The sequence below is a fragment of the Mycobacteroides franklinii genome (assembly GCF_002013895.1).
Taxonomy (GTDB): domain Bacteria; phylum Actinomycetota; class Actinomycetes; order Mycobacteriales; family Mycobacteriaceae; genus Mycobacterium; species Mycobacterium franklinii.
This window is the reverse complement of the sequence record NZ_MAFQ01000011.1, coordinates 1-24,925: the sequence shown is the minus strand read 5'-3', so window position 1 is coordinate 24,925 and position 24,925 is coordinate 1. Positions and strand designations below refer to the sequence as shown.

Sequence of the window (24,925 nt, the reverse complement as noted above, 5' to 3'; positions counted from 1 at the left end):
GCAGTAGTGGTTCACTGGAGTGATGAGCAATGACGCTTTGGTATCTCCCCGAGTTTTGGCCAACCCTAAGGTCCTGGCGGCGCTGGCAGCCATGCAGGTCGCCGACGCGGCGGCATGCGTCGGTCCGATCAAGCCTGTCAAAGAATCGCTGGAGACAGTCGGTCTGCCACAACGCATCTGGTGGGTGCTTCCCGTCGTGAAAACGGCGTCAGCAGTGGGACTCCTCGGTGGAATCCGGTGGTCGGCATTGGGTCGGCTGACGACATTCATGTTGGCCGTCTACTTCACCTTGGCGGTCGGTGCGCATGTGCGGGTACACGACAAGGTGCTGCATGCCCTGCCGGCGGCGGGTCTGCTCACCCTGTTCGCCGTGCTGGCGAGCAAGGGATTCGACGAACGGAACCCCTCGTAGGCCTAGCTGCCGACGCGTTCGGGCTCGTCGGAGATTTCCGGGCCCGCGATCTCGGTGTGGGTACGTTTGTAGCGCCGGATCTCGTAAAGGATTCCCAGCACTCCGAGCGCCGAGGTGGTCAGGGAGACCGCGAAGAGCGTGCCACTGATGTGTCCGGTGAGTGCATCGCCGAGTACGACGACCGCCAGCGTGCCCGGAAGCAGACCCGCGAAGGTGGCCAACGTGTACGGCACGACGCGCACCGCGGAGGCTCCTGCCGCGTAGTTGAGAACCGAGAACGGCACCGCCGGGATGAGCCTCATCGACATCACCGCGATCCACCCGCGGCGGCGCAATTGATCGTCGACATTTTTCACACCGGGGCGGTGGTGCAGCGTGCTGAGTTTCCATCCCAACGCCCGCACGCCCCACAGGGCCAACACGGCGCTCGCGGTGCTCGCGACGACGGCCAGCAGCACGCCGAGCTGGGTTCCGAACAGCAATCCGGCGGCGAGGGTGAACGCGGTCCGCGGGAAGGGCAGCACCGTCACGATCGTGTGTGCCGCCAGGAAAGCAAGTGGGAACCACGGACCGAGGTCACCGGCCCAATCCCGCATCTGGAGGGCGGTCGGCAGCGGCAGGAACAGCAGGGCCGCAGTCACAATAAGAACGGCCACACCGGTCCACAGCAGCTGACGGCGCGGGAGCCGTCGCAGTGCCGCGGCTCCCGTTCTCCCTATCTGCCGGATCCCCATGGTGCGCAAGCCTACGGAGCCTGCGTGAATGGTGGACATCAGGACGCGGAGGCCGCGGTGGCGCCGCCCCCGTACTGGGCAGTAGTAGACGGCGTCATTTAGCCTGATGAGTAAGTGTGATAGGCATTTCGGCATGGAGTGCCATATGTGTCGCTCGATGACGAGCAGCTGGGAGCAGTTCTGTGACTGTTGAGGTACCCGAAATTCGGCGTGACTTCGCGCGATGGCAGCAGGGTGTAGCCGGCGTGCTGGCGAAGTCCTCCCGCAAGGCGGTCGAGGATCTGCCCGCTGCCCCGGAGCGCCTGCTCGACTCGCCCACATACGACGGGATCGCGATTCGCCCGTTGTACACGGCACTCGATGAGCTTCCCGAACCCTCGCTGCCCGGGCAGTGGCCGTTCGTACGTGGTGGAGATCCGCGCCGCGACGTGAACAGCGGGTGGAAGGTGGCGGAGGTGTTCGGCGGCGCGGCCGACGCCGCGCTGGTGAATGAGAGCATCCTGGACGCGCTGGGGCAGGGGACCAGCGCCATCGTGCTGGCCGGCGTGCAGCCGGCGGCGGTGGAACGGGCCCTGCAGGGTGTCTACTTGGACTTGGCGCCCATCCAGGTGGAGGCCGGCGCCGAGCTGACCGCGGTGGCCGCGGCCATTCTGGCGACCCTTGATGACTATGAAGGAAACGCCGCCGGGGTTGTGGTCGACCTCGGTGCCGACCCGCTGGGTGATGCCTTCGCCGACCGCGCCGGCGTTTCGGTTGACGAGGCTGTTGCGTTGGCACGGCAGGCGATGGCGCGCACCGAGCGGATCCGCGCCATTACCGTCGACGGTACGGTTGCGCACGATTTGGGTGCCAGTGACAGCCAGGAACTCGGGGTGGCGGTGGCCGCCGGAGTCGCGTATCTGCGGGTGTTGCAGAACGCGGGCCTGAGCGTGGCGGAAGCGCTGCAGCAGATCAGCTTCCGATTCGCCGCAACCGATGATCAGTTCCTGTCCATCGCCAAGTTCCGGGCCGCGCGGGTGCTGTGGGCACGGGTGGCCGAGGTGGCGGGCGTGCCGGATGCTGGTGGCGCCGTGGTGCACGCGGTGACCTCCGAACCGATGATGGCTCAGCGTGATCCGTGGGTGAACATGCTACGTACCACCTTGGCTGCCTTCGGCGCCGGAGTCGGTGGCGCGGACAGCGTTCGGGTTCGCCAGTTCGATGACGCGATTCCCGGCGGTCTGAGTTCGGTGTCGCCTGCGTTCTCTGCCCGTATCGCACGCAACACGCAGCTGCTGCTCATCGAGGAGTCGCATGTGGGGCGGGTGCTCGATCCCGGCGGCGGCTCATGGTTCATCGAGGACCTGACGGAAACCCTTGCGCAGCAAGCGTGGTCTCTGTTCACGGAGATCGAGGGCGCGGGTGGATTCGAATCCGCCGGCGCGCTGATCCGGGAACGCGTTGCCGCGACCCGTGCCTCGCGCGCCGATGACATCGCCCATCGGCGCACCTCGGTGACGGGGGTGAACGAGTTCCCGAACTTGGGGGAGGAGCCGCTGCCGCCGCATCCCAGCACGGGCTACCGGTACGCCGCCGATTTCGAGGCGCTACGGGACCGCTCGGACGCCTACTTGGCTTCCTCGGGTGCGCGTCCGGCAGCATTGCTCCTTCCATTGGGCCCGCTGTCCGAGCACAATGTGCGCACCACCTTCGCCTCGAACCTGTTGGCCTCCGGCGGTATCGAGACCGTCAATCCCGGTGTGCTGGATGCCGGCACCGTCGCCGGCGCGGTGGCGGATGCGGGGGCACGCATCGCCGTGATCTGCGGCACCGATGCCCGGTACGCCGCCGAAGTGGGTGCCGTCGTGGACGCGGCTCGGGCGGCAGGCGTCACCGATATCTACCTCGCCGGGCCGGAGAAGGCCGTTGCCGAGGTCGCGGAGGCTTCACGGCCCGACGGCTACCTGACCATGAAAATCAATGCAGTCGAAACGCTTTCGGCCATGCTGACCAAGTTGGGGGCGTGACATGACTGACCTCACGGATCTTTCGGTATCCGAGGCTGTTCTGGGCAGCTTCGCCGACGTGCCGCTCCATGGTGACCGCGCATCAGTCACACCGGATGCCGCAGCCGTGGCGGCGGCGGTGAGTGAGGCAGCGGACGCCCACGGATACACCCCCGAGCAGCTTGACTGGGAGACGCCGGAGGCGATCACCGTCAAGCCGATCTACACCGCCGCCGACCGTGAAGCGGTGCGGGCGCAGGGATATCCGTTGGATACGTTCCCGGGCCAGGTGCCTTTCCTGCGCGGGCCGTACCCGACGATGTACGTGAACCAACCGTGGACCATTCGCCAGTACGCCGGCTTCTCCACGGCCGCCGAATCCAATGCGTTCTACCGCCGCAACCTCGCTGCCGGCCAGAAGGGTCTGTCGGTCGCCTTCGACCTGGCGACTCACCGTGGGTACGACTCGGACCACCCGCGGGTGCAGGGTGATGTGGGAATGGCCGGCGTGGCCATCGACTCCATCCTCGACATGCGTCAGCTGTTCGACGGTATCGACCTGGGCTCGGTGTCGGTATCGATGACCATGAACGGCGCGGTGCTCCCGATCTTGGCCTTGTATGTGGTGGCCGCCGAGGAGCAGGGCGTCTCGCCACAGCAGTTGGCGGGGACCATCCAGAACGACATCCTCAAAGAGTTCATGGTCCGCAACACCTACATCTATCCGCCGAAGCCGTCGATGCGGATCATCTCGGACATCTTCTCCTACACCAGTGCCAAGATGCCGAAGTTCAACTCCATCTCGATCTCCGGTTACCACATCCAAGAGGCCGGTGCCACAGCCGATTTGGAGCTCGCGTACACCCTGGCCGACGGAGTCGAGTACATCAAGGCAGGCCTGGAGGGTGGCCTGGACATCGACGTATTCGCCCCCCGTCTGTCGTTCTTCTGGGCCATCGGGATGAACTTCTTCATGGAGGTCGCGAAGCTGCGGGCCGGGCGTCTGCTGTGGAGCGAGCTCGTCGCGCAGTTCGACCCGAAGAGCTCCAAATCGCAGTCCCTGCGCACGCATTCGCAGACCTCCGGGTGGTCACTGACGGCGCAGGATGTCTTCAACAACGTGGCCCGCACCTGCATCGAGGCGATGGCCGCGACCCAGGGACACACCCAATCGCTGCATACCAACGCCCTCGACGAAGCGTTGGCGCTGCCCACAGACTTCTCGGCACGCATCGCTCGTAACACCCAGCTGCTCATCCAGCAGGAGTCGGGTACCTGCCGCCCGATTGATCCGTGGGGTGGCTCCTATTACGTGGAATGGCTTACCCACCAGCTCGCTTCCCGCGCCCGCGAACACATCCGTGAGGTCACCGAGGCCGGCGGGATGGCGCAGGCCATCGATCAGGGCATTCCGAAGCTTCGCATCGAAGAGGCCGCCGCACGCACCCAGGCACGGATCGACTCGGGCCGTCAGCCGGTGATCGGCGTCAACAAGTATCAGGTCACTGAGGACCAGCAGATCGAAGTCCTCAAGGTCGAGAATTCCCGCGTGCGCGCCGAGCAGCTGGCCAAGTTGCAGCAACTGCGTGCCGAACGCGACAACCAAGCAGTGCAGCGCGCACTCGATGAATTGACCCGGGCGGCAGCCGATTCGAGTCGCGTCGGAGAAGACGGCTTGGGTAACAACCTGATGGCGCTGGCCATCGACGCCGCGCGGCACAAAGCCACCGTGGGAGAGATCTCCGACGCGTTGGAGAAGGTCTACGGGCGGCATCAGGCCGAAATCCGTACCATCAGCGGGGTGTATCGGGACGAGGTAGGGCGTGACGGTCCTGTCGGAGCTGTCGTTCAAGCTACCGAGCTCGTGCAGAAGTTCGCCGACGCCGATGGCCGCCGGCCCCGTGTGCTGGTCGCCAAGATGGGTCAGGACGGACACGACCGCGGACAGAAAGTGATCGCAACGGCCTTCGCCGACATCGGTTTCGACGTTGATGTGGGTCCACTGTTCCAGACACCCGAGGAAGTCGCGCGGCAGGCTGCCGACAACGATGTGCACGTGGTCGGGGTGTCCTCGCTGGCGGCGGGTCACCTCACCTTGGTGCCGGCGCTGCGCGAGGCGCTGACCGGGGTGGGCCGCCCGGACATCATGATCGTGGTGGGTGGCGTGATTCCGCCCGGCGATTTCGATGAGCTGTATGAGGCGGGCGCCGCGGCCATCTTCCCTCCGGGAACGGTGATTTCGGAGGCCGCCATTGGCTTGTTGCACAAGTTGGCTGAGCGGCTCGGCTACGACCTATCCTGATGCCGGAAAAACAGTCATCTGATGATTCGGCGGCTCTGATTCGATCGGGGGATCGTTCGGCGCTCGCCCGAGCGATCACGCTGGTCGAGTCGACGCGCCAAGACCACCGAGCGCAGGCCCAGCAGTTGCTGCTGGAACTGTCGCCCGAGGGCGGAAACGCGCTGCGCGTGGGGATCACCGGCGTGCCTGGGGTGGGCAAGTCGACCACCATCGAGGCACTCGGGATGTATCTCATCGAGCAGGGGCATCGGGTGGCCGTGCTGGCGGTGGACCCCTCATCGACGCGCACCGGCGGATCGATCCTGGGCGACAAGACGCGAATGGGCCGGCTCTCGGTACATCCCGACGCGTACATCCGGCCATCGCCGACGTCGGGCACGTTGGGCGGGGTGGCCAGGGCGACCCGGGAGACGGTGGTGCTGCTGGAATCGGCCGGGTTCGACGTCATCCTGATCGAGACCGTCGGAGTGGGGCAGTCAGAGGTCACCGTCGCGAACATGGTCGACACCTTTGTCTTCTTGACGCTGGCGCGCACCGGAGATCAGCTGCAGGGCATCAAGAAGGGTGTGCTTGAGCTCGCCGACATCGTGGTGGTGAACAAGGCCGATGGTGCGCATGCCATCGAGGCGCAGAAGGCGGCGCGAGAGTTGTCGGGTGCGCTGCGCCTGATCTACCCGCACGACACCCTATGGCGCCCACCGGTTCTCACCATGAGTGCGTTGGAGAACAGCGGGGTCTCCGAGATGTGGGGCACGGTGCTGAAGCATCGCGCGGTGCTGACCGAGGCGGGGGAGTTTGAGGCCAAGCGCCGCCGTCAGCAAGTGGACTGGATGTGGGCGATGGTGCGCGATGCCGTCCTGGATCGGGTGCTCAACGCACCCGATGTGAAGGCGTCGCGGGCGGATATCGAGCAGCAGGTGCGCGAGGGCACCCTGACTCCGGCGCTGGCTGCCGAGCGGCTACTCGACCTCAGCCGATAGGCCCGAACGCCAGGTTGCGTATGCACACCCACCGGTATGTGGGTAGGTAAGGTGTCGGGCGCGAGAGGATGTCTTCATGGCGCTGGTTTTTCTCGATACCGAGACCACCGGGCTTCATCGCGAGCGCCAGCCGTGGGAAATCGCGATCATCCGGCGGACCGATGAGGGGCAGCGGCAACTGCACCTGTGTATCGACGTCCAAGACCTGGATCTGGATTCGGCCGATCCGGCGGGGCTGGAAATCAGCGGCTTTCACAAGCGTCATCCGCAGGTTCGCCTGAGGCCATTGCAATTCCCACGTGTTTTCCGTGCCGTCGAGGCTGTTTCACTCATCGAGGAATGGACATCCGGGGCCACCATTGTCGGGGTGATCCCAACGTTCGATACCGAGTGTTTGACCCAGATGTTTCTGTCCCATGGCGTCAGTCCGGCATGGAATCCGGAGCTCGTCGATGTCGTCACTGCCACCGCGGCACGGATCCGGGAACGCGGGTTGATACCGGATGCCGACTATTCCAATCTCTCATTGCAATTCGGTGTGAAAACCCCGAGTGCCGGCCAGCGGCATACGGCCCTGGGAGATGCTCAGTGGGCGATGCGGTGGTACGACCGCCTATCGGAATGAGGATGTCGACGACAGGTAGATGAGTTTGCGCCTGATGCCGGCGATCTCGCGCGCGATACCCCGCAACACCGCACGTTCCTGCGGGGCCAGGGCAGACAGCGAGACAGTGTCGGACGTCTGCTGTCCGTGTAATGACGCCGCACCAGAGCGCCACCGAAATCGCAGTAGCCAGTCGAAACAATCGTGCAGCGTCGAGGCGTCATCCGGATCCAGAACGTCGGCTGCTGCCGCCGCATCCAGCCGAGCCGGTGTGGCGAGCGCGTCCGAACCGGCCGACAACGCAGCCCAGCGCGCGATCTTGACCACCGGGTCGATCGCGGCGACCTTGAGATCCACGGTGTCGGATTGTGTGGCGAATATCCTTAATCGCGAAGGGAATCCGGCGCGCACCGCCACCGCGTCCTGCAACATGGCCAGCCGGATGGGGTAGTGGCGCTGTGCGCAGCGGGCGTTCTCGTGGCGAAGGGCGTTGTCAGGTAACAACGCCCCTGTTCCCACTCCTTGAGAATCGGCCAGCAACCCCGTCATGACGACTCCCCGGTCTTCCGGCGGATTGGCGCACCAGCGTTCGATTCCCTCGTACCAGTTGGTGGTTCGGCGACAGAATCGGCCACGACTTGCCAGGACCCCGTTGGAATCGCTGCCGATGCCGGCGCGTTCGAGCATCGCGTGGACCTGGGCCGCCAGTTCCATGAGGCGAGCTTTCCCGTCGCCGTCGACCTCGTCGTCAACGGCGAGCAGGGTTTCGATATCGGAACCAGGTGCGGCCTCGCCGCGGGCCACACTTCCCGAAACGAACCAGGTCCAGCCCGGGTTCACCTCATCGGTGAGTAGTTGTGCCGCCGTCCGGACGCTGTGCCGCAATGCCTCCGACCATGCGGCGGCAAGTGCCGCCTCAGGGGTGCGTGCCCTGGCCTCGCGCGCTATCACCGTCCGGGCCGCCCCCACCGCCGCGTGGAACGCCGATTCATCGGCGGCGGTGTCGATCTGCCCGATGGCATGGGCTATCCCATTCTCGGGCGGCACCTCGGCAGACATGCAGATGATTGTTGCCTACGTGGACGCAACGGCGTGGGATATGAAATCTCGGACGGGCCGTGACAGCGGCTGCCCGGAGCTCCAGATGATGCCGACATCCCGGTGCGCGTCGGCATCGACGAGACGCAACATCTGCAGGTCCGACGGGTACGTGGTGGCATCGACAGGGAGCACGGTGATGCCCAGGCCCGCCGCCACCAGGCCCGCGACCGTCGTCAAATTGCTTGATTCGAGCACGATGCGTGGCTGGAATTGCACAGCGGCGCAGAGCTCTTCGAGTAGGCGGCGCATACCGAATCCCGGAGGCATCGCGACAAACGGTTCGTCGGCAAGATCGGCCATGGACACGTCTTCGGCCTGCGCCAGACGATGATCGGTGGGTACGGCGACACCGAGACGCTGCCGGAAGAGGTTGCGCCACCCAAGATTTGCGCGACGAGGGCGAGGAGAGACGATCGCGACGTCAAGATCGCCGTTCGCGACGAGATCATCGAGGCTGCCCGCGGCGCCCTGCTCCAGTACGAACCGCACATGCGGTGACGTCGCCGCGAATCCCGCGATCAACCCAGCGACCAGCGTGGGGCCGAAGGTGTGCAGGAACCCGAGGCGGATCTCACCCTCTGCGGGGTTCGCGAGGTCGTCGATGGTGCGGCGCGCGGAGTCCAGCTCCATTTGGGCGCGCCGGGCGTGCTGATAGAAGATCCGCCCAAACGGATTCAAGGTGATCCGCTTGCCGTGTCGGTCGAAGAGCTGCACGTTGAGGCGGTGTTCCAGACGGGCCAGCATTCGGGTGAGCGTCGGTTGTGCGATCTGGAGCTGGTGGGCGGCGGTGGTGACGTTTTGTAGCTCGGCGAGTGTGATGTACCACTCGTAGTCTCCGTCTGCCATGCCGTCACCTCCATTTATGTCTTTTATGAATTATAAAGCGATAAATTGCTCATTTCCGCAATATGCAGGGTTCGGAGCAACATTGAGACCCATGGCGATGGCTCCGATTACCCAGGGCACTCCGGCGATCTGCGGCGCAGACCCGGTGCCGCACCAGACGGGCACTGCCGGATATCGCCGTCTGACCGGTGCGCTCTTCGCCGCGGGGCTTGCGACGTTCGCGGCGCTCTACGGAACGCAGGCAGTGCTGCCGGCGCTCTCCGCGGACATGGGGGTCAGCCCCGCGGCCGCTGCCTTGACGGTCTCGGTGACCACCGGAATGCTCGCGCTGTCCATCATTCCGGCCAGCGCGCTCTCGGAGCGGTTCGGCCGCACCCGCGTCATGCTGGTTTCGGCTATCGCCACCACCATCATCGGGCTGCTGCTTCCGGCCAGCCCCACTTTCGCGGTGCTGCTGATCGGCCGCGCGGCCGAAGGTGTTGCCCTGGCCGGAATTCCGGCAGTGGCGATGGCATTCCTGGCCGAGGAGGTCCACCCTGGATCGCTCGGCTCGGCGATGGGCAGATACATCGCGGGCACGACGGTGGGTGGGCTCGCCGGACGGCTGGTGGCGTCCTCGGTGCTCGATGTGAGCAACTGGCGGATCGCATTACTGGGCAGCGGTGCAATGACTTTGGTGTGCACTGTGCTGTTCGCGGTGCTGCTTCCGAAGTCGCAGTTCTTCGTGCCGAAAAAGGTCAGGGTCGGCACCACGATGCGGATCCTCGGCGTACACCTGCGAAACCCGGTCCTGCTCATCATGTTCGGACTGGCATTCGTGCTCATGGGTGGGTTCGTCACCGTGTACAACTACCTGGGCTATCGCCTCGTCGCGCCGCCCTTCGGGTTACCGACGGCCATAGCCGGGCTGCTCTTCCTGCTCTACCTGGCCGGAACCGCGTCGTCGGCGGTGGCCGGTCGGCTGGCGGACCGCCGTGGCCGGGGACTGGTCCTCATTTGCGCGGTCGTCATCACTGCCGTCGGGCTCGCGCTGACCATCCCGGATTCACTGGTCACCGTGATCATCGGCGTGGGTGTGTTCACCGCCGGCTTCTTCGCCGCCCATACCGTCGCGAGTGGATGGGTTGGCGCCGTTGCGCAGCGTGACCGGGCCGAGGCGTCGGCCCTGTACTTGTTCAGCTACTACCTGGGCAGCTCGGTGGCAGGCGCGGCGGGTGGACTGGCGTACCAGGCTGGTGGGTGGGGGCTCACGGTGCTCTTCGTGGGCGCGCTGTTGGCAATGGCCCTGGTCTTGGCCGCCGTGATGATGCTTCGAAACCGGTTTGTCCATATCAGCGCACCCGAATAGAATTGCCGTCACAGACACCGATCCGGCCATCACCGGGGAGTCTCCGGAAGAAAAGTTCCGCGCCGAGCGCGGATAACCCAGTAGAACCGGACGGGTAGGCCCGTCACAGCCGTTGCGAGAGGCCCCGCGCAGGTCGGGGCAAGCGGGGTGGTACCGCGGAGGTACGCCGACGGCGTCCCATCGTCCCCGTGCCAGCGAGCACAGGGAGATGTACCGATATGTCTGATGGTCTTCGCGCAAGCGGCTCATCCACAGACGCGTACCCGCGGACCGAGCTAGGCGCTGATCAGCGCAGCGGATCGCCGAATCTTCCCGAGCTGGAAAAGCAGGTGTTGCGCTACTGGGACGAGGACGACACGTTCCGCGCCAGCATCGAGAACCGGGACGGATCCCTGGAATACGTCTTCTACGACGGGCCGCCGTTCGCCAACGGGCTGCCACATTACGGGCACCTGCTCACCGGCTACGTCAAAGACATCGTCCCGCGCTACCAGACCATGCGCGGATATCAGGTGGATCGCCGATTCGGTTGGGACACACATGGTTTGCCCGCCGAACTGGAAGTCGAACGACAACTGGGCATCACCGACAAGTCCCAGATCGATTCGATGGGTATCGCCGAGTTCAACGAGGCCTGCCGCGAATCGGTGCTGCGCTACACCAAGGAATGGCGCGAGTATGTGACTCGGCAGGCGCGCTGGGTGGACTTCGACAATGATTACAAGACGCTGGACCCGACCTTCATGGAATCGGTCATCTGGGCGTTCAAACAGTTGTGGGACAAGGGCTTGGCCTACGAGGGCTACCGCGTGTTGCCGTACTGCTGGCGCGATGAGACGCCGCTGTCCAACCACGAACTGCGCATGGACGACGATGTGTACCAGAGTCGTCAGGATCCCGCCGTCACCGTCGGCTACCGGATTGCCGGCAACGAGGGCACACGGTGGGCCCCCCTCGACGGGGCGCGGCTGCTGATTTGGACCACAACGCCCTGGACGCTGCCATCCAACTTGGCGGTCGCGGTGAACCCCGAGGTGACCTACGTGGTCGTGGCGACCGAGGGTCGTGATGGCACTACGGACCGTTACGTGTTGGCGCAGGCACGGGTTGGCGCGTACGCGCGGGAACTGGGCGAGGAGCCCACCGTGTTGGACACCTATACCGGTGAGGACCTACTGGGTCTGCGGTACCTTCCGCCGTTTCCGTACTTCCAGGAAGGCAACGCGCCCACGGCTTTTACCGTGTTGCCCGCCGACTACGTCACCACGGACGATGGCACGGGCATTGTGCACATGGCGCCCGCCTACGGTGAAGAGGACAAGAACGTCACCGACAAGGCGGGGATCACTCCGGTCACCCCCGTGGACTCCAAGGGCCGATTCGATGCCACAGTGCCCGACTACCAGGGGCAACAGGTATTCGATGCCAATGCGCAGATCATCAAGGACCTCAAGCAGGGGACCGGGGCCGCTGCCGCCAATGGCGCGGTGCTGTTGCGCCATGAGACCTATGACCACTCGTATCCGCACTGCTGGCGCTGCCGCAACCCGCTGATCTACCGGGCGGTGTCATCCTGGTTCATCAAGGTGACGGAGTTCCGGGATCGGATGGTCGAGCTCAATGAGCAGATCACCTGGTATCCGGAGCACGTCAAGCACGGCCAGTTCGGTAAGTGGCTAGAAGGCGCGCGCGACTGGTCGGTCTCTCGTAACCGCTACTGGGGCAGCCCCATTCCGGTGTGGAAGTCCGACGATCCGGCGTATCCGCGGATCGACGTCTACGGCAGCCTCGATGAACTGGAACGCGACTTCGGGGTTCGGCCGACCAACCTGCACCGGCCGTACATCGACGAGCTGACCCGGCCCAATCCCGATGACCCGACCGGCAAGTCCGTCATGCGCCGCATCCCGGACATCTTCGACGTCTGGTTCGACTCGGGTTCAATGCCTTACGCGCAGGTGCACTACCCATTCGAGAACGCCGAGTGGTTCGAGAATCATTTCCCGGCCGATTTCATCGTGGAGTACATCGGCCAGACTCGTGGCTGGTTCTACGTCATGCATGTGTTGGCGACCGCGATCTTCGACCGTCCGGCGTTCAGAACCTGTGTGTCCCATGGCATTGTCCTGGGCAACGACGGCCAGAAGATGAGCAAGTCGCTACGCAACTATCCAGACGTCAACGAGGTGTTCGACCGTGACGGATCCGATGCGATGCGCTGGTTCCTCATGGCCTCGCCCATCCTGCGCGGCGGCAATCTGATCGTCACCGAGCAGGGCATCCGAGAAGGCGTACGGCAGGTCCTGCTGCCGCTGTGGAACGCGTGGAGCTTCCTGCAGTTGTACGCACCCAAACCCGGGACCTGGCGTACCGATTCGACGCAGGTCCTCGATAAGTACATTCTGGCCAAGTTGGCTCAGCTGCGTGATGACCTGACCAAGGCCATGGATGACTGCGATGTCTCGGGCGCCTGCGAACATTTACGGCAATTCACCGACGCCCTCACCAATTGGTATGTGCGACGGTCGCGATCGCGGTTCTGGGATGAGGATGCCGATGCAATCGACACCCTGCACACCGTGCTGGAGACGATCTGCCGCCTGGCCGCGCCGCTGTTGCCGCTGACCACCGAGGTCATCTGGCGGGGATTGACGGGGGAGCGGTCGGTGCATCTGACCGATTGGGTGCCCGAATCCGTACTGCCCGCTGATCCGGATCTGGTGGCAGCCATGGACGAGGTGAGAAAGGTCGCCTCCACCGGGTCTTCCTTGCGTAAGGCCAAGAAGTTGCGGGTTCGGCTGCCACTGCGCAAGCTCACGGTGGCGGTACCCGATCCGAAGCGTTTGGAGCCGTACACCGCACTCATCGCCGACGAGCTCAATGTGAAATCCGTTGAGCTGACCGATGACATCGCTGCCTACGGCAAGTTCGAGCTGACGGTCAACGCACGCGCCGCAGGCCCGCGGTTGGGCAAGGACGTGCAGACGGTCATTCGCGCGGTCAAGTCCGGCGACTGGGAACAACGCAGCGACGGCACCGTTGTCGCTGCGGGTATCACCCTGCAGGAAGGCGAGTTCGATTCAAAACTGGTTGCCGCTGAGCCGGATTCGACAGCAGCGCTTCCCGAAGGCGGGGGACTGGTCATCCTCGATGACACCGTCACCGAGGAATTGGAAGCAGAGGGCTGGGCGCGCGATCTCATCCGCGAGCTGCAGGACCTACGCAAGTCCACCGGCCTGGAGGTGTCGGACCGCATCGAGGTCGTCCTCGACGTGCCTGCCGAGCATCGCGCCTGGGCGGAACGCCACCGCGATCTGATCGCGGGCGAAATCTTGGCCACCACACTGGAAATCGGTGAAGCCGCTCAGAATGTGCGGACGCCCGCTACCGATCTCGGTGACGGGGTCCGGGTGTCCTTGAAGAAGGCGGCGGGTTAGGCCCGCTCCGGTTGATGCCTCCTGTGCCCGGCTGGGAGCGACAACGATGCGACGCCAACGCGTTGGTCGCTCCCAGCCGGGCACCCTGGCAACCTCTGCGCCAAGCCCCCGGTTCTATGCGGCCTTGACCGCGCGCCAGCGCTGATTGCCGCCGTCGAGATGATGCTCGATATCGGTGAAGCCCGCGGCGCGCAGGCGATCCGGCAACGATGTGGTCGGCACCGGATTGTAGGTGTCGCCGATGTGCAGCAGCCGGAAGAACGTGGAGTGCACGCCATCGCTACCGGCGAAGACACCGCCCGGGGCCAGCACCCTATGCGCCTGTGCAAACAGCTGATCCTGCAGATCAGACGTCGGCACATGATGCAACATGGTGAAACACACCACGGAGCTGAAGCGGTCGTTATCGAACCCCAGCCGGGTGCCATCGCCTTGGATCACGGTCGCCTGGCCGCCGTAGAGCCGCTGGAGCCGCGACGCCATGGTTTCATCGATCTCCACCGCGGTGAGCTGCGGAGTGCGCTTCGTCAGCACCCGCAGATTCGCGCCATAACCGGGACCGATCTCCAGAGTGTCCGCACCGAGCTCAACCCCCTGCAGCGCCCACGGGAGGAGCTGCGACTCGGTCTTGCGTGCCCACATATCCGAGCTACAACACCACCGGTGCACCAAATTCATTGCCATAACCCCAGGCTAAGAGGCTTGCAGGTGTGCGACTACTGGGATTCGGCCAATCCATATCGAGCTTCCGACAGACTGGATGGAACGGCATCCGCGATCGTGCCGCCGTATCCCGTTCACGGAGAGTTCTGACCGGTCAGTAGCCCGCAATACGATGATCGCGTGTGTGCTGCCGGTCGATGGGTTCTGCACCTCGACATGGATGCCTTCTTCGCCTCTGTCGAGCAGTTGACCAGGCCCACCCTGCGTGACCGGCCGGTTCTCGTCGGCGGTGCCGGAGGCCGCGGCGTTGTCGCCGGCGCGAGCTATGAGGCCCGGGTGTTCGGGGCCCGGTCGGCCATGCCGATGCACCAGGCGCGTCGCCTGGTGGGCATCAACGCCGTTGTCTTGCCGCCCCGGGGCTCGGTATACGGAGTGGCCAGCAGGCGGGTATTCGCGACGGTGCGGTCGATGATCCCCATTCTGGAGCAGCTTTCCTTCGACGAGGCGTTCGGAGAGCCTGCCGAATTGGCCGGTGCCGCAACAAGTTCAGTTGCGGAATACATCGAGGAGCTTCGCTCGCGTGTGCTCAGCGAGACCGGGCTCACCGCATCGGTTGGAGCGGGTTCGGGGAAACAGATCGCCAAGATCGCCTCGGGACTGGCCAAACCTGACGGCATGCGGATCATCGCACCGGATGAGGAACGGTCGCTGCTCGATGACCTTCCGGTGCGTAAGTTGTGGGGCATCGGTCCAGTTGCCGAAGAGCGCCTGAGCAGGCTGGGAATCAACACCATTGGTCAGTTTGCCGCATTGCAGACCAGCGAGGCCGCCTCGGTATTGGGCGGCACGATCGGCCCTGCGCTGCACCAGCTTGCGCGCGGTATCGACGAACGTCCGGTGGCCGAACGTGCCGAAACCAAACAGATCAGCGCGGAGTCCACCTTCCCGGATGATCTGACGACCCTGGATCAACTGCGCGAGGCCATCGAACCGATCGGTCTGCACGCCCATCAGCGCCTCATCAAGCACGGTCGTGCTGTACGCACCGTCACCGTGAAACTGCGGCGCTCGGATATGAGCATCCTCACCAGGTCGGCGACCATGCCGTACGCCACCACGGAACGCGCTGTGCTGATGTCGGCGGCCCGCAGGCTGCTGCTCGACCCCGTAGAGATCGGTCCCATCCGTCTTGTCGGCGTCGGATTTTCGGGATTCTCGGATGTGCAGCAGACTTCGCTGTTCCCCGATTTGGATCAGACCGAGCCCGTTGCCGAAACCGACGAGGCGCCGTCTATGGCGAAATCTGCTCCAGGCAAAGCCAGTTGGGGCGTAGGCGACGATGTGGATCATCACGAATTTGGCCACGGCTGGATACAGGGCACTGGCCATGGCGTGATGACGGTGAGATTCGAGACACGCAGTAGTGGGCCGGGTATCGCACGTACCTTCGCGGTAGACGATCCCGGTGTCACCCGCGCCGACCCGGTGGCGAGTCTGGATTGGCCGGGGGAGTCAGCCGAGCCGCTCGATGACGGAGACGAGATCGGAGCCGGTGGCTAGCGCCGCCATCAACAGCACGCGTGCCTGCCCGGCGCGTAGGTGAGGCACCATCACCGCGCCGGAATCGACCAGTTTCTGCCCCGGTGCGTAGCCTGCAGCCAGTGCGCCACCCGGTACACGGGTAGTCACCACGACGCGGATGCCATTCTCGATGTGGCGGGAAACCGATTCGATGACAACGTCATTGGCATTTCCTGCCCCCATGGACTCCAACACCAGGCCCTGCGCGCCGGCCCGTGCGTAGGCGTCCAGCGCCACGCCATCGGTGCCGGGATAGAGGCTCACGACATCAACGCGTGGCAGGGCCGGGCGGGTCACGGTGCCCAGAAATGCCGAGGGCGAGTCGGCGAGACGTACGAACTGGCCGTCGCGTACCTGCCCGACGGGGGACACGCCGGCGAACCCGTTCGGGGCGGTCAGATCGACCTTGCGGATGCCCACGGCCGGGTACACCTGTCCGGCGAAGCACACCACGACGCCCAGCGCCTCGCCGCTCGCGGCCACCGTCAAGGCATCACGCAGATTGCCCGGACCGTCGGATTCGGGGTGGTCGCCGCTGCGCTGCGCCCCGGTGAGCACCACGGGTACCGGCACCGCGCACGTCAGCGCGAGCCACAAAGCTGTTTCCTCGAGGGTGTCGGTGCCGTGCGCGATGACGATTCCGGTCGCGCCGCGCGCCACATGCCCACGAACGGAAGCGGCGATCTGCTGCCAGCGCTGCGGTGTCATCTCTGCGCTGTCGATCGTCATCAGGTCATCGACCAGGACCTCCCCGTAACCGCTCGCCGCCAGCAGATCGTCCCCGGAACTGGCGTGCCGGGCGATGCCGTCACCGTCCACCTCGGTCGCGATGGTTCCGCCAGTCGTCAACAGCACGAGAGTCGGTGATGAGGCTTTTGGGCCAAGAGCAGGGGACACAGCCGCGATCATCGCAGACACGCTGCGCAAAGCGCCCGGCCGAGTAAGGGATGATGGGGGACGTGAGTGATGAGCCCGAGACCGCCCCGAAGCCCAAGCGGCGGATAAAACTGCTGCTCATCGTGGCGGCGGTGGTGCTTGTGCTGGATGTCGTCTCCAAGGTGATTGCCGTCAGGCTGTTACAACCGGGCAAACCCGTGCCCATCTTCGGCGACACCGTCAGCTGGACTCTGGTGCGCAATTCGGGTGCGGCGTTCTCGTTCGCGACGGGCTACACCTGGGTTCTGACCCTCATCGCCATTTCGGTTGTGGCGGGAATCCTGTTCATCGGTCGCCGGTTGGTCTCGACGTGGTGGGCGATCGGCTTGGGCATGATTCTTGGCGGGGCGTTGGGCAATCTGGTCGACCGGTTCTTCCGCGGACCCGGGCCGCTGCGCGGCCATGTGGTCGATTTTCTGTCGGTGGGCTGGTGGCCGGTCTTCAACGTCGCCGACCCGTCGGTGGTGGGTGGAGCGATCCTGCTGGTGGCGCTGTCGCTATTCGGCTACGACTACGACCGGGAAGGACGCTCGCAGCCGCAGGGATCGAGCAGCGAGGACGCGACTCCGGACCACGACGTGAATCCGGACCATAAGGATGCCGAGAGCGCGGACGCGCAGTCTTCCCAGACCAAGCCGTCATGACCTCGCGTTCCCTGCCCGTTCCCGATGGCTTGTCCGGTATGCGCGTCGACGCAGGATTGGCTAGGCTCCTGGGACTTTCACGGACCGCCGCGGCGACCCTCGCCGAGGAAGGTGCCGTGCTCCTGGACGGCGTCGTTGTCGCCAAATCCGAGAAGCTGACCGCGGGCACCTGGCTGGAGGTCACGCTGCCCGAACCCAAGGCCCCTCCGGAGAACCGGGTCGAGGCCATCGAGGGCATGAAGATCCTCTACGCCGATGACGACCTGGTTGCCGTCGACAAGCCGGCAGGTGTCGCCGCCCACGCCTCGGTCGGCTGGACCGGCCCCACTGTGCTCGGTGGGCTCGCCGCCGCCGGGTTCCGGATGACCACCTCCGGTGTTCCCGAACGCAAGGGGATCGTGCACCGTCTGGATGTCGGAACATCCGGGGTGATGGTCGTGGCGCTGTCGGAGAAGGCGTACACCGAGCTCAAGCGCGCCTTCAAGTACCGGCGCGTCGAGAAGCGGTATCACGCTCTCGTGCAAGGACATCCGGATCCATCCAGCGGCACTATCGACGCCCCCATTGGCAGGCATCGCGGGCACGACTGGAAATTCGCCGTCGTCGAAGACGGTCGGCACTCCATTACCCACTACGACACGCTCGAGGCGTTTGTCGCGGCCAGCTTGCTCGATGTACACCTGGAAACCGGTCGCACCCACCAGATCCGGGTGCACTTCTCGGCCATCAAACATCCCTGCTGCGGGGACCTGACCTACGGTGCGGATCCAACGCTGGCCGCCAAGCTCGGGTTGGAACGTCAATGGCTGCATGCCAAATCGTTGGCTTTCGCCCACCCGACAGACGGGCGCTGGATGGAGATCACCAGCGAATACCCGGAGGATCTGGCCCACGCGCTCGACGTTTTGCGATGAGTGGGGCTACCACTCCTGAGCAGAACCGTCGTCTGAAGTCGGGCTATCTGTTCGGCGCTGCGGCCTACTTGATGTGGGGATTGTTCCCGGCGTTCTTCCCTCTGTTGCAACCGGCGAGCGCGGTGGAGATCCTGGCGCATCGCATGATCTGGACCCTGCTGCTGATGGTGATTGTCGTTGCCGTTTCTCGGCGGCTGCGTGATCTGGTCACCATGGGCACACGCAACGGGGGGCTACTTGTCGGTGCCTCGGTGCTGATCGCCCTCAACTGGGGTGTCTACATCTACGCCGTCAACTCCGGGCATGTGCTGGACGCCGCACTCGGGTACTTCATCAATCCGCTGGTGACCGTGTTGTTGGGTGTGCTGATTTTCCGGGAGCCATTGAGCCGATGGCAGATGGTGGCTCTCGTGCTGGCCTTCACCGCGGTTGCGGTGCTGACCGTCAATTACGGGCAGCTACCCGTCATCACCTTGATACTTGCTGTTTCGTTCGCGGGATACGGCGCCATCAAGAAAACCGTCACCGTCGACCCGCGGGTGAGTCTGACCGCCGAGGGGATCGTCGCCGCACCGTTCGCGATCTCCTACCTGGTGTTCCTGGGCGCGACCGGGCAGCAGCACTTCCTCGGCTACACCCACGGTCATACCGCGCTGATGGTGCTCAGCGGCGTGGTGACGGCTCTCCCGTTACTGTTATTCGGCCTAGCGGCACAACGCATTCCGCTGGTGACCCTCGGGCTACTGCAGTACCTGACGCCGACGTTGCAGATGCTGTGGGGTGTGTTGGTCAAGCATGAGGCGATGTCGCCGGAGCGCTGGGCAGGCTTCGTCCTGATTTGGGTGGCGCTGGCGATCTTCACGGTCGACACCGTGCGCGGCTCGCTGATCTCGCGGCGCCCGGCGGGCCGGCAGGCTACCGTTTCGCAGAGCGATATGGCATCGATCAACGGGAGGGATTGAGTGTTGCGACACATGATCATCGGGGCGGCAGCGATCGGCATGGCGCTGGCCGGCTGTGCTTCGGCCACGGGGCAGCCGAGCGCAGAGGAATTGAGGGCCGCGGACGCGAACATCGCCGTTGCCGCCGCGGGCGCGATGCCGCCGCAGAGAACGGTGAAAGCGCTGAGGACCGGCGGCGGGCACCCGAACATCATCCAGTCGGGCACGGCCAGGGTCACGGTCGACGGCACGTTATTGGACATGCCGGGCCCGGTCTACTGCTTTACCCACCAAGGTGTGACCCAGCTGCTCATCAACGTCGGACCGAAGAAGGTCTCCGGGGGGCACGCGATGGTGAAGCTTGATTCGAATTCGCTGGCGGTCCAGATGTTCGATATTCAGACAGCCGAACTCATCATTCTGCTTAACCAGGAAGACAACGTCGGTGAGCAGATCACGGCGACCAGGAGCGACGACAGCTTTCATATCGAGGGGGAAGGCTCCGGCCACGACAGCGGTGTCGAGAAGACCATGACCTACGTGGTCGACGTCGACTGCGCGCCGGGCTGGGCCTCGGCATAACCGTTGCTGGCGGGGCTTTTGTGACCGCTGTGAATCGGGTTGCTGGATGAGCGCGACGACACACCCCCGACACGCCCGGGTCTGTCGGACCCTCGCAATAAACTGACCCCTCTAGCGATTGACGCCCCCATCGTGGGTCGGTACGAAAGGCACGTGTGAGCTCCTCGAATTCTTCGTTCGTGCACCTGCACAACCACACCGAGTACTCGATGCTCGACGGTGCGGCGAAGATCAAGCCGATGCTTGCCGAGGTGGAGCGCCTGGGCATGACGGCGGTCGGTATGACCGACCACGGCAACATGTACGGCGCCAGCGAGTTCTACAACGTCGCCACCGCCACCGGGGTCAAACCGATCATCGGTATCGAGGCCTACATCGCCCCGGCGTCGCGGTTCGACACCAAGCGCGTGTTTTGGGGTGATCCCGGCCAGAAATCCGATGACGTGTCCGGTTCGGGCTCCTACACCCACATGACGATGGTGGCCGAGAACGCGACGGGCTTGCGCAACCTGTTCAAGCTGTCTTCGCTGGCCTCCTTCGAGGGTCAGCTGGGCAAGTGGGCGCGCATGGACGCCGAGCTCATCGCCGAACACGCCAGCGGTGTCATCGCCACCACGGGATGTCCGTCCGGTGAGGTGCAGACCAGGCTTCGCCTCGGGCAGGAGAACGAGGCAGTGGCCGCGGCGGCCAAGTGGCAGGAGATCTTCGGCAAGGACAACTTTTTCCTGGAGTTGATGGACCACGGGCTGTCCATCGAACGCCGGGTGCGCGAGGGTCTGCTGGAGGTCGGCAAGAAACTCGGCATCCCGCCACTGGCCACCAACGACTGTCACTACGTCACCAAGGACCATGCACACAACCACGAGGCGTTGTTGTGTGTGCAGACCGGCAAGACGCTGTCGGATCCCACCCGTTTCAAGTTCGACGGCGACGGCTACTTCCTCAAACCCGCGTCCGAGATGCGGGAGCTGTGGGATGACGCGGTCCCCGGAGCCTGCGATAACACGTTGCTGATCGCCGAACGCGTGCAGTCGTACGAGGATGTCTGGAACTTCAAGGACCGGATGCCGGTCTTCCCGGTACCCGAGGGCGAGGATCAAGATTCCTGGCTGCGCAAGGAAGTGGACCGTGGACTGGAGCGCCGTTTCGAGGGGGTTCCGGGGGGAGTGCCCGATGAGTACTTCACCCGTGCTCATTACGAGCTGGATGTCATCAAGCAAAAGGGCTTCCCCGCATACTTTCTCGTCGTCGGTGACCTCGTCTCGCATGCGAAGGAGGTCGGCATCCGTGTCGGCCCGGGCCGTGGTTCGGCCGCGGGTTCGCTCGTGGCCTACGCGCTGGGTATCACCAATATCGACCCCATTCCACACGGCCTGCTGTTCGAGCGATTCCTCAACCCGGAGCGGCCGTCGGCTCCCGATATCGATATCGACTTCGACGACCGCCGCCGCGGTGAGATGGTGCGCTACGCCACGGATAAGTGGGGTAGCGACCGGGTCGCGCAGGTCATCACTTTCGGCACCATCAAGACCAAGGCGGCCCTGAAGGATTCGGCGCGAATCCACTACGGGCAGCCTGGTTTCGCGATCGCGGACCGCATCACCAAGGCACTTCCGCCGCCGATCATGGCCAAGGACATCCCGGTGTGGGGTATCACCAACCCCGAGCACGAGCGGTACAAGGAGGCCGCCGAGGTCCGCACCCTGATCGATACCGATCCGGATGTGCGCAACATCTACCAGACAGCGCTCGGCCTCGAGGGCTTGATCCGCAACGCCGGCGTGCACGCCTGCGCGGTCATCATGAGCTCGGAGCCGCTGACCGAGGCCATCCCGCTCTGGAAGCGCGCCCAGGACGGCGCCATCATCACCGGCTGGGACTATCCCTCGTGTGAGGCCATCGGCCTGCTGAAGATGGACTTTCTGGGCCTGCGCAACCTCACCGTCATCGGGGACGCACTGGACAACATCAAGGCCAATCGCGGCATCGATCTGGACCTGGATCATCTGCCGCTCGACGACCCGGCAACCTACGAATTGCTTTCTCGGGGTGACACTCTCGGCGTGTTCCAGCTCGATGGCGGGCCGATGCGAGACTTGCTGCGGCGCATGCAGCCCACCGGGTTCAACGACATCGTCGCCGTGCTGGCCCTGTATCGCCCGGGCCCGATGGGCATGAATGCGCACAACGACTACGCCGACCGTAAGAACGGTCGCCAGCCGATCAAGCCCATCCACCCGGAGCTTGAGGAGCCGCTCAAGGAGATCTTGTCCGAAACCTACGGCTTGATCGTTTACCAAGAGCAGATCATGTTCATCGCCCAGAAGGTCGCCTCGTACTCGATGGGTAAGGCCGACGCGCTCCGTAAGGCCATGGGTAAAAAGAAGCTCGAAGTGCTGGAGGCCGAGTACAAGGGTTTCTATGAGGGCATGACCAACAACGGTTTCTCCGAGAAGGCCGTGAAGGCGTTGTGGGACACCATTCTTCCGTTCGCCGGTTACGCGTTCAACAAATCGCACGCCGCCGGTTATGGTCTGGTGTCTTTCTGGACGGCCTACCTCAAGGCCAACTACCCGGGCGAATACATGGCGGGCCTACTCACGTCTGTCGGCGACGATAAGGACAAGGCCGCCGTCTACCTGGCCGATTGCCGTCGTCTGGGCATCACCGTGCTGCCTCCGGATGTCAACGAATCCGTGCATAACTTTGCCTCTGTGGGGGAGGACATCCGCTACGGACTCGGCGGTGTGCGAAATGTCGGTGCCAACGTGGTGCAATCGCTCATCGCCACGCGCGAGGAAAAGGGTGCCTTCACCGACTTCTCGGATTACCTGCACAAGATCGATATCGCGGCCTGCAACAAGAAGGTCACTGAATCGCTGGTGAAGGCGGGTGCCTTCGACTCACTCGGGCATCCCCGCAAGGGGCTTTTCCTTGTGCAGTCCGACGCGGTCGATTCGGTGCTCGGCACCAAGAAGGCCGAAGCCATGGGGCAATTCGATCTGTTCGGGGGCGGGGACGACCCGGCCACCTCGGAAGTCTTCGCCATCAAGGTTCCCGACGACGAGTGGGAAGAAAAGCACAAACTCGCCCTGGAGCGAGAGATGCTGGGCCTGTACGTGTCCGGGCATCCGCTCAATGGGGTGGCGCACCTGCTGGGCCGTCAGACGGACACGCAGATTCCCACGATCCTCGAGGGCGATATCGCCAACGACACCCAGGTGCGGGTGGGCGGCATCCTGGCCTCGGTCAACCGCCGCGTCAACAAGAACGGCATGCCCTGGGCCTCGGCTCAGCTCGAGGACCTCACGGGTGGTATCGAGGTGCTGTTCTTTCCGCAGGCCTACTCGGTGTACGGCGCCGAGATAGCGGATGATGCCGTAGTTTTGGTCAACGCGAAGGTGGCGATCCGTGATGACCGGATCTCCCTGATCGCCAATGACCTTGTGGTGCCTGATTTTTCGCAGGCATCCGATGACCGTCCCGTTGCCGTGACACTGCCCACGCGGCAGTGCACCATCGATAAGGTGACGGCACTCAAGCAGGTGTTGGCACGCCATCCCGGTACCAATCAGGTGCATCTACGGTTGATCAGCGGCGAACGCGTCACCACGCTGGAGCTCGATCAGTCGCTCCGGGTGACCCCGTCCTCGGCACTGATGGGGGACCTCAAGGCCCTACTCGGGCCTGGCTGTCTCGGGGGTTAGCTCGCTGCGTCGGTGCCGTCGAGCCATTCGGCTTGATCGGCCACGACACCGGTGAGGATCTTGCGCGCGGTCACCAGCAGTTCTGCCACACGGGGCGAGGTCAAGGTATAGAGCACCGACTGCCCCTCGCGCCGGGCAGTCACCAGGCCTGCGCGGCGCAGCACGGCCAGCTGTTGTGAGAGGTTGGCTGCCTCGATGCCGACTTCGGGCAGCATCTCCGACACGGCCTGATCGCGCTCGCTGAGCAGTTCCAGTACGCGTATGCGCACCGGATGGCCCAGCGTCTTGAAGAAATCCGCCTTCATCCGATACAGCGGCTGACGTGCATCCATATCGAGTCCATCCCACCACATGACAACTTGCAAAGATTAGCAACCCGGCAACAGTGCTGGACAGGGGCACGTCTATAGTTCCTGACGGCTCTCGCCGGGGCCTTACCTGTATTCAGCAGGGCTGTCTGCTGCCCACTCCGGCGAGAGCCGTCTAGCGCCCAGGAGCTTTGTATGACGACCGACCGGCCCAGCATCGGGCAGTTCATCACCTACGCCTATGGACGGCGCTTACCGGACTCGATGCGGGATTGGGTGGCCAACGATCTGTCCGGGCCGGGCGCCGTCCGCCGGCACATGATCCGGTACGTGATCCCGCCGCACTTCATCCTGGCGCCCTTCTGGCTTCTGCCCGGGGGAATGGCTCCTGCACGTGGCGATTACCCTGCCCATCTACGTCTGGGCAATTCTGATGACCCACGCCCTCAACAAGATCTGGCGCCGTTACCGGTTGGCCCAGCACGATCTGGATCCGAAACTCGCGGACATCGGCAACCGCGAGAAGCACGCGCGCAAGCACGAGGCGTACGCCCAGCGCTACGGTGCCCGTCCTGAGTCGAACGACACCTACTCCAGTAGCGATCCCATCTGATAGACGGTTAACGCCTCACCGCAGACCACGGTTCTTCGTTTTTCTTGCGTCGCGCGGCTTCATCGCGCCGATCCTTGGCCCACTGCTCCTCGAAGGTCAGCCCGGGGCGTGCGCCGGGAATGCGATTCATCGCTCGACTGAGCCAGCGCGGCGGGGTGGCCGGCTCCCATTGCGGGAAGGTGGCGCTCAACGAGTACATGGTCTTCAGGGCAACGAACACTCCGAATAGGGCGGAGGGCGCATCGGTGACCGCGACCGCGAACATCCCCAAGATCAGGGTGAGGTGC

19 protein-coding genes and 2 pseudogenes are annotated in these 24,925 nt (G+C 64.3%); 14 read left to right on the top strand and 7 right to left on the bottom strand.

The features are described from left to right. The first annotated feature begins 22 nt into the window (after positions 1-22). Positions 23-412 carry a DoxX family protein gene (locus B4393_RS19005; RefSeq protein WP_078335419.1) on the top strand — a complete coding sequence of 130 codons (390 nt, stop codon included), beginning with the start codon at positions 23-25 and terminating at the stop codon, positions 410-412. Between the two features lie 2 nt (positions 413-414). Here B4393_RS19005 and B4393_RS19000 read toward each other — a convergent pair whose 3' ends face one another. Next, the gene (locus B4393_RS19000) at positions 415-1,146 is read right to left on the bottom strand and encodes a TVP38/TMEM64 family protein (RefSeq protein WP_078335418.1); all 732 of its coding nucleotides are present in this window, start codon (positions 1,144-1,146) and stop codon (positions 415-417) included. Positions 1,147-1,328: 182 nt separating this feature from the next. On the opposite strand from B4393_RS19000, the gene mutA reads away from it, so the two are divergent. The 4 genes from mutA (at position 1,329) to B4393_RS18980 (ending at position 7,038) form a co-directional block, all read left to right on the top strand. After that, positions 1,329-3,152 carry a methylmalonyl-CoA mutase small subunit gene (gene mutA, locus B4393_RS18995; RefSeq protein WP_078335417.1) on the top strand — a complete coding sequence of 608 codons (1,824 nt, stop codon included), beginning with the start codon at positions 1,329-1,331 and terminating at the stop codon, positions 3,150-3,152. Between the two features lies 1 nt (position 3,153). Next, the gene (scpA, locus tag B4393_RS18990; protein ID WP_078335416.1) at positions 3,154-5,433 is read left to right on the top strand and encodes a methylmalonyl-CoA mutase; all 2,280 of its coding nucleotides are present in this window, start codon (positions 3,154-3,156) and stop codon (positions 5,431-5,433) included. Then, positions 5,433-6,413 (top strand): methylmalonyl Co-A mutase-associated GTPase MeaB, encoded by a 981-nt coding sequence (meaB, locus tag B4393_RS18985; RefSeq protein ID WP_078335415.1) that lies wholly within the window; start codon positions 5,433-5,435, stop codon positions 6,411-6,413. The genes scpA and meaB overlap by 1 nt, the downstream gene beginning before the upstream one ends. 76 nt (positions 6,414-6,489) lie before the next feature. Next, on the top strand, positions 6,490-7,038 hold the full coding sequence (locus tag B4393_RS18980) for a 3'-5' exonuclease family protein (RefSeq protein WP_078335414.1): 549 nt from the start codon (positions 6,490-6,492) through the stop codon (positions 7,036-7,038). Here B4393_RS18980 and B4393_RS18975 read toward each other — a convergent pair. Next, complete coding sequence (locus tag B4393_RS18975; RefSeq protein ID WP_078335413.1) at positions 7,027-8,076, bottom strand: putative nucleotidyltransferase substrate binding domain-containing protein; 1,050 nt, start codon at positions 8,074-8,076, stop codon at positions 7,027-7,029. The genes B4393_RS18980 and B4393_RS18975 overlap by 12 nt on opposite strands. A gap of 15 nt (positions 8,077-8,091) precedes the next feature. After that, a complete protein-coding gene (locus B4393_RS18970; RefSeq protein WP_078335412.1) occupies positions 8,092-8,964 on the bottom strand; it encodes a LysR family transcriptional regulator in 873 nt (290 codons plus the stop codon). A 91-nt stretch (positions 8,965-9,055) separates the two neighbouring features. On the opposite strand from B4393_RS18970, the gene B4393_RS18965 reads away from it, so the two are divergent. Together B4393_RS18965 and ileS are read left to right on the top strand one after the other, a co-directional pair. Continuing rightward, positions 9,056-10,312 (top strand): MFS transporter, encoded by a 1,257-nt coding sequence (locus tag B4393_RS18965; protein ID WP_078335411.1) that lies wholly within the window; start codon positions 9,056-9,058, stop codon positions 10,310-10,312. Positions 10,313-10,530: 218 nt separating this feature from the next. Continuing rightward, positions 10,531-13,749, top strand: a complete 3,219-nt coding sequence (gene ileS, locus B4393_RS18960) for an isoleucine--tRNA ligase (RefSeq protein WP_078335410.1) — start codon at positions 10,531-10,533, stop codon at positions 13,747-13,749. 114 nt (positions 13,750-13,863) lie between these two features. Here ileS and B4393_RS18955 read toward each other — a convergent pair whose 3' ends face one another. Further along, a complete protein-coding gene (locus B4393_RS18955; RefSeq protein WP_191986953.1) occupies positions 13,864-14,433 on the bottom strand; it encodes a class I SAM-dependent methyltransferase in 570 nt (189 codons plus the stop codon). Between the two features lie 159 nt (positions 14,434-14,592). On the opposite strand from B4393_RS18955, the gene B4393_RS18950 reads away from it, so the two are divergent. Further along, positions 14,593-15,972, top strand: coding sequence for a DNA polymerase IV (locus tag B4393_RS18950; protein ID WP_078335408.1), 1,380 nt, complete (start codon positions 14,593-14,595; stop codon positions 15,970-15,972). Here the strand turns inward: B4393_RS18950 and B4393_RS18945 are convergent. Continuing rightward, a complete protein-coding gene (locus B4393_RS18945) occupies positions 15,925-16,842 on the bottom strand; it encodes an asparaginase (RefSeq protein WP_191986952.1) in 918 nt (305 codons plus the stop codon). The genes B4393_RS18950 and B4393_RS18945 overlap by 48 nt on opposite strands. Positions 16,843-16,940: 98 nt before the next feature. On the opposite strand from B4393_RS18945, the gene lspA reads away from it, so the two are divergent. The 5 genes from lspA (at position 16,941) to dnaE (ending at position 23,717) form a co-directional block, all read left to right on the top strand. Next, positions 16,941-17,573, top strand: coding sequence for a signal peptidase II (gene lspA / locus B4393_RS18940; protein ID WP_078335406.1), 633 nt, complete (start codon positions 16,941-16,943; stop codon positions 17,571-17,573). After that, positions 17,570-18,487, top strand: a complete 918-nt coding sequence (locus tag B4393_RS18935) for an RluA family pseudouridine synthase (RefSeq protein WP_078335405.1) — start codon at positions 17,570-17,572, stop codon at positions 18,485-18,487. Before lspA ends, B4393_RS18935 begins: the two co-directional genes overlap by 4 nt. Beyond that, positions 18,484-19,449, top strand: a complete 966-nt coding sequence (rarD, locus tag B4393_RS18930) for an EamA family transporter RarD (RefSeq protein WP_078335404.1) — start codon at positions 18,484-18,486, stop codon at positions 19,447-19,449. Before B4393_RS18935 ends, rarD begins: the two co-directional genes overlap by 4 nt. A 12-nt stretch (positions 19,450-19,461) precedes the next feature. Next, the gene (locus B4393_RS18925; RefSeq protein WP_078335403.1) at positions 19,462-20,010 is read left to right on the top strand and encodes a lipoprotein LpqH; all 549 of its coding nucleotides are present in this window, start codon (positions 19,462-19,464) and stop codon (positions 20,008-20,010) included. 155 nt (positions 20,011-20,165) lie between these two features. Further along, entirely contained in the window at positions 20,166-23,717 is a 3,552-nt protein-coding gene (gene dnaE, locus B4393_RS18920; protein WP_070939646.1) for a DNA polymerase III subunit alpha, read from the top strand. On the opposite strand, the gene B4393_RS18915 is transcribed toward dnaE, so the two are convergent. Beyond that, positions 23,714-24,049 carry an ArsR/SmtB family transcription factor gene (locus B4393_RS18915; protein ID WP_078335549.1) on the bottom strand — a complete coding sequence of 112 codons (336 nt, stop codon included), beginning with the start codon at positions 24,047-24,049 and terminating at the stop codon, positions 23,714-23,716. The genes dnaE and B4393_RS18915 overlap by 4 nt on opposite strands. A 171-nt stretch (positions 24,050-24,220) precedes the next feature. On the opposite strand from B4393_RS18915, the pseudogene B4393_RS18910 reads away from it, so the two are divergent. Next, positions 24,221-24,638 (top strand): annotated as a pseudogene (locus tag B4393_RS18910) (DUF5313 domain-containing protein). A 7-nt stretch (positions 24,639-24,645) separates the two neighbouring features. On the opposite strand, the pseudogene B4393_RS18905 reads toward B4393_RS18910, so the two are convergent. After that, a pseudogene (locus tag B4393_RS18905) lies at positions 24,646-24,925 on the bottom strand (DUF6498-containing protein); the annotation flags it as partial.